Raw genomic sequence first — 12404 nt, 5'->3', positions numbered from 1 at the left:
GCGACGGATGAAGGGTTCTCTAAGTGTAGACGCTCTGCGGGCGTTATTCTGATTTCAGAAGATAAACGGGTGGCTTATGACGCCAGATCTGTTTTCCGGGTTGAATGATCAACCGACAGTGGAAGCCTTTGACGAGGGCGTGGTTGTGCTACGGCGTCATGCCGTGAAGCACCAGCAGGCCTTGATGCGAGATATAGATCAGGTGACGCGACTCGCGCCGTTCCGCCATATGAAAACGCCGGGTGGCCATCAGATGTCGGCCGCCATGACCTGTTGCGGCCCCCTGGGGTGGGTGACTGACGAGACAGGGTATCGCTACCAGCCCCAGGATCCGTTATCCGGGCTTCGGTGGCCGGCCATGCCCGAAAGCTTTGTCTCATTGGCCCGCAAGTCGGCCCGGGAAGCGGGATTTCCCGGCTTTGACCCGGATGCCTGCCTGATTAATCGCTATCAGCCTGGGGCCAAAATGGGACTGCATCAGGATAAGGACGAAAAAGACTTTGCCTGGCCCATTGTGTCGGTGTCTCTGGGCCTGCCCATTGTGTTTCAGTTTGGTGGACTCAAGCGCAGCGACCGCCCCGCGCGTATTCTGCTGGAACATGGTGATGTGGTGGTCTGGGGCGGCCCGGCCCGTTTGCGTTACCACGGCGTCCTGACTCTGAAAGCCGGTGAACACCCGGTGACCGGCTCGGCCCGCTACAATCTGACCTTCCGTAAGGCTGGCTGATACCTTATTGCAGCCAGGCCACCAACAGGCCTGCGGCCAGAGATAACACCATCGGGCCAGCCACCAGCAGACCGGTTTGTCGGTTGCCGATACTCCAGGCGATGCCCGATTTCACCAGATTATTCACCGCTGCCGCGATGACAATCCCCAGCACGGCTGCATCCATGCCCAGGCCATCGTTGGACATCCGGGTAAGAGACAGGGTGATGGCATCGACATCCGCCACGCCAGAGGTGGCGGCCAGGGCGTAAATGCCGACATCGCCAAAGGCATTCTTGAGGAATTCCCCCAGTAACAGAATGGCGGTCAGCAAGAAACCGAACACCAGTGCGGAAGAGAGATCCAGCGGGTTCTGGTTCATGGTGGGCTGGCTCACCTGCAGTTGCCGGGCGTTGCGGCGCCAAATGATCAGCGCGGGCACGTAGAGGAGGGCGGTCATCATGGCGACCGGCCAGATCAGGCTGGGTAGCAGTGCCTTGTTGATGACCAGGCAATAAACCAGAATCCGAGGGAACATGGTGCCGCAGGCAATCAGGATGCCGGCAGCAAACTGCGGGCTGAAGTCGGGATTCTTCGCCGATTGCCGGGCGAAGTGCAGGCTCAGGGCGGTAGATGAACTCAATCCGGCAAACAGACTGGTGAACAGAATGCCTTTGCGGGCTCCGGCAACCCGGATGGCAAAGTAACCGACAAATGAGATGGAGGCGATCATCACCACCATCCACCAGATTTCCCGGGGGTTCAGCACGCCACCCGGGCCCATGGCCTCGTTTGGTAGCAGAGGCAGCATCACCACCGAGATCAAGAGCAGTTTGAGGGCCGCGTCCAGTTCGCTGGCCTGAAGCTTGTGTACCCAGCCGTGGATTTCTTCCTTGTTGTCCAGAATGATGGCGGTGACCACCGCAGCAGCGGTGGCGATCACCGGATCCACCGCCACGGCAACGGCGCCAAAACAGAAGGTCAACAACATGCCGACCATGCCGGTAATGCTGAAATTGCGGATGTGTTCCAGGCGCTCGCTGTAGGCCACCAGCCCCATGGCCACTACACTGAGTAGCAATACCGGAAAGGCCCAGGGGGTAATCTGCTCCGACAATACGGCGGCAATACCGCCCAACAGCCCGACCAGTGAGAAGGTGCGGATACCGGCAATGCGTTCCCCGGATTTCTGCTCCCGGGCATCCCAGCCCCGCTCCAGGCCAATGATGGCCCCGAGCAGCAAGGCCACGGCCAGATTGATGGTGGTCTGGTTGGCGTTTAGGAACTGGCTTGCTACATCGTCCATGTATTTGTCACCACAAAGATTATTTAAACGCATTCTAGGCAATTAGCGGCCCCGGCGGCACCCCCGGTCTGTCTGGATGGCCAGTCTGGCCATACTTTCAGGACGGTTTCTGGTACCCTTCGCGGCCCCGATCTGATATCCCCAGGAATTGAAAGCGACACCCCTGACCATGACAAACGCACTCAAGCAGAACTGGTTTTCGAACATCCGCGGCGACTTACTCGCCGGAACCGTGGTTGCGCTGGCACTGATTCCGGAGGCGATTGCCTTCTCTATCATTGCCGGGGTTGACCCGAAAGTGGGCTTGTATGCCTCCTTCTGTATTGCCGTGATTATTGCCTTTGTAGGTGGCCGCCCGGGAATGATCTCGGCGGCCACCGGCGCCATGGCGCTGCTGATGGTGACGCTGGTGAAAGAGCATGGGCTGCAATACCTGCTGGCGGCAACCCTGCTGACCGGTGCGATCCAGATTGCCGCCGGCTACCTGAAACTGGGCGGCTTGATGCGGTTTGTATCCCGTTCAGTGGTGACCGGGTTCGTGAACGCTCTGGCCATCCTGATTTTTATGGCCCAGTTGCCGGAACTCACCAATGTGACCTGGCATGTCTACGCCATGACCGCCGCTGGTCTGGCTATTATCTATCTCTTCCCGCTGATACCCACTGTGGGCAAGTTGATTCCGTCTCCGCTGGTTTGCATCGTCGGTTTGACCATTGTTTCCATGGTTATGGGGCTGGATATTCGTACCGTAGGTGATATGGGGGAATTGCCGGATACCTTGCCGATTTTTCTGTGGCCAGACGTACCGCTGACGCTGGAAACCCTGATGATCATCCTGCCCTACTCACTCGGTCTTGCCGTGGTAGGGCTGCTGGAATCCTTGATGACGGCGACGATTGTCGATGATCTGACGGACACTACCAGCGACCGTAACCGCGAGTGCAAGGGCCAGGGCATTGCCAATATCGGTTCCGGCTTGCTGGGCGGCATGGCAGGCTGCGCGATGATCGGTCAGTCCATCATCAACGTGAAATCCGGTGGTCGCACACGTTTATCCACGCTCACGGCCGGGGTCTTTCTGCTGATTCTGGTGCTTGTGCTCGACAAGTGGCTGGTGCAGATTCCGATGGCCGCCCTGGTGGCCGTGATGATTATGGTCTCCATCGGTACCTTTAGCTGGGATTCCATCCGTAATCTCAGGGAGCATCCATTGTCCACCAATATCGTGATGCTGGTTACGGTCATTGTGGTCGTCGCCACCCACAACCTGGCTTTCGGCGTGCTGGCCGGTGTCCTGCTGGCGGCCCTGTTCTTCGCCAACAAGGTTGGCCATTACATGCTGGTGACCTCCGAGCTGGACGAGGCAACAGACACCCGTCGCTATACCGTGGTGGGCCAGGTGTTTTTCAGTTCCTCGGAAAAATTCCTGGAATCCTTTGACTTCAAGGAAGCGGTGGACAATGTTGTGATAGACCTCAGCCGCGCGCACTTCTGGGACATTACCGCCGTTGGCGCGTTGGACAAGGCAGTGATCAAGTTCCGCCGTGAGGGTGCGGATGTGGAAGTGATTGGCCTGAATGAGGCCAGTGCCACCATCGTTGACCGCTTCGGGGTGCACGACAAGCCCGACGCCGTTGACCAGCTGATGGGGCACTGATATGACTCAGACCAAAGAAAACTCTGACATTCGCAGCAATAATAACAGCCAGAATCAGGCGCAAGGCGAGGCAGCTATGACGGCAGACAAGTTGAGAATTGTGGCGTGTATTGACGGTTCACGGGCTGCCCCCGCGGTGTGCGACTTTGCCGCCTGGGCCAGCCGCCACATGGACACGCCGCTGATGCTGCTGCATGTTCTGGATGAAGAACGGTATCCGGCCGAGCCGGATCTGGCTGGCAGCATCGGCCTTGGCAGCCGCGAGCATTTGCTGGATGAGCTGGCGGAGCTGGACCGTAAGCGCTCCAAGCTTGCCCTGGAGCATGGCCACCACATGCTGGACGAAGCAGAGGCCAGGGTAAAAACTGCGGGTATTGGCGAGACGGTCAAGCGCCAGCGCCATGACAACCTGGCCGAGGCTCTGACCGCGCTGGAAAAAGAAACCCGGCTATTTGTGATGGGGTTGCACGGTGAAAGCAGTTCCGATCGCGATGTGCACATCGGTAGCCAGCTTGAGACCGTGATCCGTAGTGTGCATCGTCCGATTCTACTGGTGCCAGATGAATACAGCGAGCCGAAAAGTGCCATGGTGGCCTTTGATGGTTCCGCGACCGCCTTCAAGGGCATTGAGATGATTGCGGCCAGCCCGGTGTTACGGGGCATGCCTTTGCACCTGGTGATGGTTGGAGCCGACACGGCCGATCGTTGGGAGCAACTGAAAAAAGCGGAAAAAATGCTGGAAGGCCTCGGTGTTGAGATCACGCTGGCTATCCGCGCTGGCGATGTGGAGCCCACGCTGCACGCCTATCAGGAAGAGCACAGCATCGACATTCTGGTGATGGGCGCTTACGGCCACTCGCGAATCCGCCAGTTTCTGGTGGGCAGTACAACAACCACCATGCTGAAAACCGCGCACAAGCCGCTGGTTATTCTCAGATAAGGAGCAACCATTGCTCACAGGCAGCCGAGAGGGGAAGCCGATGATCAGAAGGTTATTGCCCCTGATATCCCTGGTTGTCCTTGCTGGCTGTGCAGGAGGGATCAAGCCGATGGAACACGGGCCGGCAATACCGGTCGCCTCGGAGCCAGACGCTTTTCTGCAGTCACAGAGCCAGGAGCGGGTCGGCTCCGGGCTGCCGGCGGTGAAGCTGCTGAATACCGGCCAGGATGCCTTTCTGGCCCGGGCTGCTCTGATCGAGACCGCCAACCAGCGCATCGACGCCCAGTATTACATCTGGAACGATGATGACAGTGGGCGTTACCTGGCCAGCCGTCTGGTTGCGGCCGCTGATCGCGGGGTGGTGATTCGCCTGCTGCTGGATGACATTAATGTTGCTGGCAAGGAATCCCTGTTCGCCCTGCTGGATGCCCATGCCAATATCCGTGTGCGTATATTCAATCCATCCCGGTCCCGGGATGGATTCGGTCGCTGGCTCTCGTTTATCACTGACTTTGATCGCATCAACCGGCGCATGCACAACAAAACCTTTGTGGTGGATGGTCTTGTGGGTATTGCCGGGGGCAGGAACATCGGGGATGAGTACTTCGATCAGCATCCGACACTGAACTTCCGGGACCGCGATGTCCTGGTGCTGGGGCCGTTGGCGGAGGACATGACCGCCAATTTTGAGGCCTACTGGGACAGTCCCTGGACCTTGCCGCTGGTAGAGCTTTATCCCAAGCCTGAACAGGCACAACCGAAGCTCAGCGTCCTGATTGAATCTGCCGCCTCGCGGCATTACCAGATCGAGCCCCCAGGAAACCGGCAAACGGCAAGAACCTATCTGGCGACCTTGTTTGCCAACACCGTTTCCGCACCCGCCGAACTGGTGTTTGATCCGCCTCCCGAAGACCCGGATGCCCCCGCAGAGGCTCCCCAGCGAACCGCACAAGCCCTGTATGAACTGGTAGAGGACGCTCGCTCCGAGATTTTGATTGAATCGGCGTATCTGATCCTCACCGACAACCAGCTGAAAGCGGTTGACGGAATTGGCAACGGTCGCCTGGAGGTCGCTGCACTGACCAACTCCCTGGCGACGAATGATCTGGTGACCAATCATTCGGGTTATGCCCGCTGGCGCCGGGCGATGCTGGAACAGGGTATTGAGCTGCACGAATTGCGATCGGATGCCCCTGCCTGCCAACGTTGGGTGGCCGCCAGCGCGGCCTGTGACGGCGGTGAGGTAAGCCTTCATTCCAAAGCGGTGGTGTTTGATCGGGAAACCCTGTTTATCGGTTCCTTTAACGTGAATCTGCGTTCCATTTATCTCAATGGCGAGACGGTGCTGGTGATCAAAAGCCCGGAGCTCGCCGGTGCCGTGGCGGACGATATCCGTTACGCCATGGAGCCCCGGAACAGCTGGCGGGTTGAGCTGAATGGCCAGGATGAACTGGTCTGGCGGTCAGAGGGGCAGGAGGTGCAGCACGAGCCGGAGGTGGGTTTCTGGCGCCGGGCCATGTCGCGGATGCTGTCGTGGTTGCCTATCGAGAAATACCTGTAGCGGGGCTCAGGCTTCGTTGCCGGCAGCCACACCGGACGCCCAGGCCCACTGGAAATTGTGACCACCCAGGTGCCCGGTCACGTCCACCACTTCGCCAATAAAAAACAGGTTCGGCCGATCCAGAACCGCCATGGTTTTGGAGGAGAGTTGGCGTGTATCAACTCCGCCCAGGGTCACTTCTGCCGTTCGATAACCTTCGGTGCCGGCAGGTTTCACCGTCCAGTTGCCCAGAGTGTCGGCAATCTGCTCGATGTCCTGATTGCTGCAGCCTTGAAGTGGGCCCTGCCAGCCCTGAAGTTCATTAAATGCCTGGGCAAAACGTTTGGGCAGATGCTGGTTGAGATACTGCGCCAGAGTGGATTGCGGCTTTTGCCTGCGAAGTGCCAGCAGGTCCTCCTGAATACGCAGGCCGGGCAACAGGTTGATGTGCACCTCATCCCCCGGCCGCCAGTAGCTGGACACCTGCAACATGGCCGGGCCACTCAGCCCCCGGTGCGTCACCAGCATGGGCTCGCGGAAATGCTGGTTGTGGCAGTGGGCATCCACAGGGCAACTGACGCCCGAGAGTGGTGCCAGTTGCTGTTTCAGCTCCGGTTGCAGGGTAAAGGGCACCAGCCCGGCCCGGGTCGGCAGAATGTTCAACCCGAATTTTCTGGCAAGCTCATAACCGAATCCGGTCGCGCCCATGGTGGGAATGGACAGGCCGCCGCAGGCAACCACCAGAGATTCGCAGCTCAGCACGCCGCTGCCGGTCACAACCTGATAGCCACCGGCCACCTCCCGTACCTTCTGAATCTGGGTCTTCAGCCGGATCTCCGCGCCCGCCCATTCACATTCGGTCAGCAGAACATTGAGGACATCTTTGGCGCTGTCCCGGCAGAACAACTGACCGGGCGCTTTCTCTTCGTACTCGACGCCGTGTCGATCCACCAGTTCGAGGAAATCCTGGGGCGTGTACCGCTTCAACGCCGAGATACAGTAATGGGGATTGTCCGAGAGGAAATTGGCGGGTGTGCTGTTCAGATTGGTGAAATTACAGCGCCCGCCGCCGGACATCAGAATCTTCTTGCCCGGTTTGTTGGCATGGTCCAGCACCAGCACATGCCGACCACGGTAGCCGGCGGTTGCCGCACACATCAGCCCTGCTGCGCCGGCGCCGATGATGATTACGTCATACGCTGAGGATGAACCTGCCATGATACTACCCGCCGTTGGTGAAAAACGCCGGGCAGTATACCAGCCTCACGGCAGGTGAACGGAGCCTTCCATGTAGAAGGCTGCCTGGCCAGAGATGGCGACCCGCTCGCCCCGGAGCTCGCAGCGCAGTTCGCCGCCGCGGGCAGAAACCTGGCGAGCCCTGAGTCCCGTTTTACCAAGCTTCTCAGCCCAGTAGGGCACCAACACGCTGTGGATGGAACCGGTCACGGGGTCCTCGTCGATACCGGCGCCGGGAGCGAAATAGCGGCTGACAAAATCGCAGTCCGTTCCCGGCGCGGTCACAATCAGGCCCTGGTTGCCCAGCTCGGCCAGTTTGCGGTTGTCCGGAGTTGCGCTCCGCACCTCGTTTTCGGAATCCAGCACCACCATGTAATTGGTGTCGTTAGGCACGTAGAAAGACTCGCCAGGTGCCCCAGGCAAAGCCTCCAGAATCAGCGCCGGCGTTGGCCTGTGCTCGAAGGGCAGGTTCGGGAAATCCAGCTCCAGCCAGCCTTCTGCCCGGCGGGTAACAGCCAATGGACCACTTCTGGAGTGAAAATTCACGGTGTCGGCCGGCCAGCTCAGCCGGTTGAACACCACCCACGCCGAGGCCAGTGTGGCATGGCCACATAACGGTACTTCCACCGCAGGGGTGAACCAGCGGATGTGAAAATCCGCCCGGTCAGACTCTGGCAACGGCACCAGGAACGCAGTCTCCGACAGGTTATTCTCCAGCGCTATTGCCTGCATCCGCTCGTCTGGCAGCCATTGGTCCAGCGGCATAACGGCCGCCGGATTACCGCCGAACAGGGTGTTGGTAAAGGCATCGACCTGATAAATCGGTGTGGTGTTCATAGGTTCTCCCTGTTGAGGTTGGTCAGATAATGTCTGGCTGGCGAACGGGCGAAGCGCTGTAATTCCTGCTCACTGTAGCAGTGGACTTCCGGCAGCGGGCGGTTGCCGGTGAGAATCCAGTGGTTGTGGCCGGCCGGGATTACCCGGATACCATCCCGGGCCAGCCCTTGTATGGTTTTGAGGTGGAGACCGTTGCCTGTCGTAGCGTCTGCACCGGCAAGGTTGAACAGATCCTTCCGACTGGCTCTGGGTCTATCCGGTTGTTGATTAAAACACTCGTGGGCTTGCTGTGCGTGTGCCATGGTGAAACTCCCTCTTCAGTGGATGGCTCTATTGTTCGCTTATCCGTGTTGCCATAACAGATTCAGTTAGCCAGGCATTGAATCGGTACAGATAACCTGTAATCTGAACTGTGCTGGCCGAAAAGTAGCCAATCTGTACTGCCTGAATTGACGCCGGATCTGCTGCAATAGACCTTGATTGGCCACTGCAAACAGGGAGAAGACCATGGGTGTGCTTTATAATCAGGTAGCAGATCAGCTGCAGGGGCTGATCCGTGATGGCGTTTACCGGGAGGGTGAGCGGTTGCCCGGGGTTCGGGTGCTCAGCCGCCAGTTCGGTGTCAGCATTTCCACAGTGCTTCAGGCCCACCAGACGCTGGAAGCCCGTGGCTATCTGCAGGCCAGGGAGCGCAGTGGCTATTTCGTAAAGTTGCCTGCCAGGGACGTGCCGGAACCCAGAATGTCGGAACAACGCAGCCAGCCGCTGCCGGTGTCTGCCCGGGAAATGACACTGGATCTGTGCGCGGACGAGCAAAAGCGCATGGTGCCGTTGGCAACCGCCATACCGCACCCGGATTACCTGCCGCTGCGGCAGATCCAGCAGAGCACCTTGTGGGCTGCCCGGCGGGGCCTGGAAACCCTGGACTACGCCTTCCCCGGCAAGGAATCCTTTCGCCGGCAGATTGCCCAACGCATGGCCAGCCTCGGCGTGCCGATTTCGCCAGACGATGTGCTCGCCACCAATGGTGCTCAGGAGGCCATCATCCTGGCCCTGCGAGCGGTCACCCAGCCCGGCGACATTGTGGCGGTGGAATCGCCTTCCTTTCCGGGAATCCTGCAGGCTCTGGAGGTGGTGGGGCTCCGGGTGATTGAGATTCCAACCCATCCCTCCGATGGTATCAGCCTGGAGGGGCTTCAGCTGGCCCTGGAGCAGTGGCCCCTGAAAGCCTGTGTGGTGGTGCCGAACCACAGTAATCCCATGGGCGCCCGGATGACGGACGAGCGCAAGCAGCAGCTGGTGGCCATGATGGCGGCTGCCAATGTGCCGTTGATTGAAGACGATATCTATGGCGATCTGTACCACACCGGTGAGCGACCGCGGCCGGCCAAGGCCTTTGATCGCGCAGACAACGTGATCTACTGCAGCTCCTTCTCCAAAACCATTTCACCGGGCCTGAGACTGGGCTGGATGATTCCCGGCCGGCACATGGCCAGTGCCCGCCAGCACAAATATTTTGTCAACCTGGCAACCTCGTCCATTCCACAGCTGGCGGTGGCGCATTTTCTGGAGCAGGGCGGTTACGATCGCTATCTGCGGGCTGCCCGCCAACACTACCGGGAGGCGACCGAACGGCTGCGTTCGTCCGTGGCCCGGTCGTTCCCGGAGGGCACGGCGGTCAGCAGGCCACAGGGAGGGTTTGTGCTCTGGGTGCAGCTGCCGGACGGTGTGTCCGGTACTGAAGTGTATCGGCGCGCCCGGGCCGAAAACATCAACGTGGCACCGGGGCTGATGTTCTCAACCACCAACAAGTTCGAGAACTGCCTGCGACTGAACGGTGGCAATCCCTGGACAGACCGGCTGGAGACCGCGGTGATACGACTTGGCTCCCTGGCCCACGAAGTCCAGCGTCATTCTGGCTGAGCGGGCGGCCTGAGTTCGAGCGGGTTCAACAGACCCGCGGCAATGGCCAGGCCGGTCACGTCTGGCAGACGCTCCGCACCAAGGCGCTTCATCACCCGGGCCCGGTACAGGTCGATGGTCTTGACGCTGACATCCAGCTGCTCGGCAATTTCCTTGCTGGTGTAACCCTGGGCCAGGGGCAGGAATACATCCTTTTCCCGGCGGGTCATGCTGGCAATCAATGCTTCGGTACTGGCAGCAGGCGTTGCGTTTGGTACAGGATCGTCGGCGTCCTGAAGGGCTTGTTGCACACTGTCCAGCAACAATTGTTCGTTGAATGGTTTTTCGATGAAGTCAAAAGCCCCGGACTTGAAGGCCCGTACCACAATGGGCACGTCGGCGTGGCCGGAAACAAAGATGATCGGCACGTCCAGGCCTCGTTTCTGCAACTCTTCCTGTACGTTCAATCCCCCCAGCCCCGGCATACGGATATCCAGAACCACGCAGCCAGGGCGCTGGTCTTCCACCGCATCAAGAAACTGGCGGCCATCGATGTAGGCTTTCACCTTCAGCCCCACTGATTCCAGTAGCCACTGGGTGGATTCAAGCATGCCGGCGTCGTCGTCGACCACGTAGACCGTGTTGTGCGTGTCTGGCATCAGGGTTTTTCTCCTGGCGGATGTGCGAAATCTGCGGTGCGATTTGGGGCGAGTCGGTGCTGGTTAGGCGGGAATCGACAGATCAATGACAGCCCGCCGGTTTCGGCGGGTATGGCGTCGAGAAAGCCGCCAAAACCTTCGATAATCGAACGGCTCATGGAAAGCCCGAGCCCCAGGCCTTTGGGTTTGCTGGTGAAAAACGGCTGAAACATCTGGCGTATGCCTTCGTCATCCAGGCCCGTGCCCTCGTCGGTGACCTGGATCAGGGTTTCGCGCTGATCGTTGATGCAGGTGGTCACCACGATATGGGACAGCCGGCCGGTTTCGCCACGGGCTTCGACATTGGCTTCTATGCCGTTACGGACCAGATTGATCAATACCTGCTCCAGCAGAACCGGGTCTGCGGTAATCACGGGAGAATCGGCGGCCAGATACTCCTGTAACCGGACCCCGTTTTTTTCAGCTTCCCACTGGCACAGTTTCACTACGTCGCTGATAACGGCATTGAGCGAGACCGGTGCCATGCGCTTCTGGCCCTTGCGCAGGAAAGCTCGTAGCCGTTTGATGACTTCTGAGGCCCGGTTGGCATGATGTACGATCTTCTGCAGACCGTCGTCCACTTTCAGCAGACGGTCCGGATGTTTGTCCGCTTCCTTGAGAAAACGCTGGCTGGCGCTGGCGAAATTGACGATGGAGGCCAGCGGCTGGTTCATTTCATGAGCAATGCTCGAGGCGAGCTCGCCCAGGGTGGCCAGGCGGGCGGTATGGGCCAGCTCGTCTGCCAGTCGGCGGTTCTGCTCTTCCGATTCTACCCGGGCCGTAATATCACGGGAGACACTGATCACTTCGACTACGGCACCGGTGTATGTCTCGCGGATGGCCCGGCTGGCAATTTCGAACCAGCGGCGGCTGCCGTCCCGGTGATGGAGTTCCAGAGTGAGGGTGGCGTAGCCGTCTTCCCGCAGGCGGTGGCGGGTTTGTGCCAGCTCTTCGGCCAGATTCTCCCCCTGGAAAACGTCTTCCAGGGCTTTGCCGCGCAGCTCTTCGGGCCAGTATCCCAGCAGCCGCCAGGAAGCGGGCGTGGCGTCGATAAAACGGCCATCCGGGGCATGGCGGGAGATCAGGTCGGTGGTGTTCTCAGTGATCAGGCGGTAAAGCCGGTTGGAGCGGACCGCCTGCTCCTGATCCCGAATGTCGTTGGTGGCATCGCGCCCGCGCACCAGAACCTGCGTGCCCTCTGGCAGGGGAATAAAGCTCCACAGAACGATTCGATCACTGAACCGTGACTCCACATCCTCAATGGCCCGGCCCTGGCCGATGGCCGCCTGCACCAGCGCCTGAGTGTTTACCGGTAACAAAGCATCTGGTGTCTGTGCTTTACTGATAGTGAGCAACTCACGGGTGGCACGGTTGCAGTCGGATACCGTGGCGTCGGCTGCCAGAATCAGCGTGGGTTGCGGGTCGCTGTCCAGTAGGAGATTGATTTGTCGAGAATTGTTGGGATCTGTCATGTTTTATAGAAGTATTCCCATAATACCATGGTAGAGTTTCTAGTAATTTTGCTGTGGTCTACCATTTTCGGCAATGCTGATTATAGCTGCTTTAGCGATTCTTCTGAATA

Annotated in this window: 11 protein-coding genes; 5 read left to right on the top strand and 6 right to left on the bottom strand. The window is 59.2% G+C overall.

What is annotated here, in order from left to right:
* The first annotated feature begins 76 nt into the window (after positions 1-76).
* Positions 77-727 carry a DNA oxidative demethylase AlkB gene (gene alkB / locus JIF53_RS16460; protein ID WP_153741361.1) on the top strand — a complete coding sequence of 217 codons (651 nt, stop codon included), beginning with the start codon at positions 77-79 and terminating at the stop codon, positions 725-727.
* 4 nt (positions 728-731) lie between these two features.
* Here the strand turns inward: alkB and JIF53_RS16455 are convergent, their stop codons facing one another.
* A complete protein-coding gene (locus JIF53_RS16455; RefSeq protein WP_022990968.1) occupies positions 732-2012 on the bottom strand; it encodes an MgtC/SapB family protein in 1281 nt (426 codons plus the stop codon).
* Between the two features lie 169 nt (positions 2013-2181).
* Here JIF53_RS16455 and JIF53_RS16450 point away from each other — a divergent pair, with 169 nt between their 5' ends.
* The 3 genes from JIF53_RS16450 (at position 2182) to JIF53_RS16440 (ending at position 6170) form a co-directional block, all read left to right on the top strand.
* A complete protein-coding gene (locus JIF53_RS16450; RefSeq protein ID WP_153741362.1) occupies positions 2182-3669 on the top strand; it encodes a SulP family inorganic anion transporter in 1488 nt (495 codons plus the stop codon).
* 1 nt (position 3670) lies between these two features.
* Positions 3671-4609 carry a universal stress protein gene (locus JIF53_RS16445; protein ID WP_113878871.1) on the top strand — a complete coding sequence of 313 codons (939 nt, stop codon included), beginning with the start codon at positions 3671-3673 and terminating at the stop codon, positions 4607-4609.
* 109 nt (positions 4610-4718) lie between these two features.
* On the top strand, positions 4719-6170 hold the full coding sequence (locus JIF53_RS16440) for a phospholipase D family protein (RefSeq protein WP_227548957.1): 1452 nt from the start codon (positions 4719-4721) through the stop codon (positions 6168-6170).
* Between the two features lie 6 nt (positions 6171-6176).
* Here JIF53_RS16440 and JIF53_RS16435 read toward each other — a convergent pair whose 3' ends face one another.
* From JIF53_RS16435 to JIF53_RS16425, 3 genes are read right to left on the bottom strand one after another with little or no spacing between them, the layout of a single operon-like run.
* The gene (locus tag JIF53_RS16435; protein ID WP_153741364.1) at positions 6177-7367 is read right to left on the bottom strand and encodes an NAD(P)/FAD-dependent oxidoreductase; all 1191 of its coding nucleotides are present in this window, start codon (positions 7365-7367) and stop codon (positions 6177-6179) included.
* Positions 7368-7412: 45 nt separating this feature from the next.
* Entirely contained in the window at positions 7413-8222 is an 810-nt protein-coding gene (locus JIF53_RS16430) for a PhzF family phenazine biosynthesis protein (RefSeq protein ID WP_153741365.1), read from the bottom strand.
* Positions 8219-8524, bottom strand: a complete 306-nt coding sequence (locus tag JIF53_RS16425; protein ID WP_153741366.1) for a hypothetical protein — start codon at positions 8522-8524, stop codon at positions 8219-8221. Before JIF53_RS16425 ends, JIF53_RS16430 begins: the two co-directional genes overlap by 4 nt.
* A 205-nt stretch (positions 8525-8729) precedes the next feature.
* On the opposite strand from JIF53_RS16425, the gene JIF53_RS16420 reads away from it, so the two are divergent.
* A complete protein-coding gene (locus JIF53_RS16420; RefSeq protein ID WP_153741367.1) occupies positions 8730-10145 on the top strand; it encodes a PLP-dependent aminotransferase family protein in 1416 nt (471 codons plus the stop codon).
* On the opposite strand, the gene JIF53_RS16415 is transcribed toward JIF53_RS16420, so the two are convergent.
* Together JIF53_RS16415 and JIF53_RS16410 are read right to left on the bottom strand one after the other, a co-directional pair.
* Positions 10133-10783, bottom strand: a complete 651-nt coding sequence (locus tag JIF53_RS16415; protein WP_153741368.1) for a response regulator transcription factor — start codon at positions 10781-10783, stop codon at positions 10133-10135. The genes JIF53_RS16420 and JIF53_RS16415 overlap by 13 nt on opposite strands.
* A complete protein-coding gene (locus JIF53_RS16410; RefSeq protein ID WP_153741369.1) occupies positions 10783-12294 on the bottom strand; it encodes a PAS domain-containing sensor histidine kinase in 1512 nt (503 codons plus the stop codon). The genes JIF53_RS16415 and JIF53_RS16410 overlap by 1 nt, the downstream gene beginning before the upstream one ends.
* Positions 12295-12404 lie beyond the last annotated feature (110 nt).

Origin of the sequence: Marinobacter sp. bablab_jr008 (assembly GCF_016464145.1) — a bacterium.
GTDB classification, from domain to species: Bacteria; Pseudomonadota; Gammaproteobacteria; order Pseudomonadales; family Oleiphilaceae; genus Marinobacter; species Marinobacter nauticus.
This window is presented reverse-complemented; position numbering and strand designations above follow the sequence as displayed.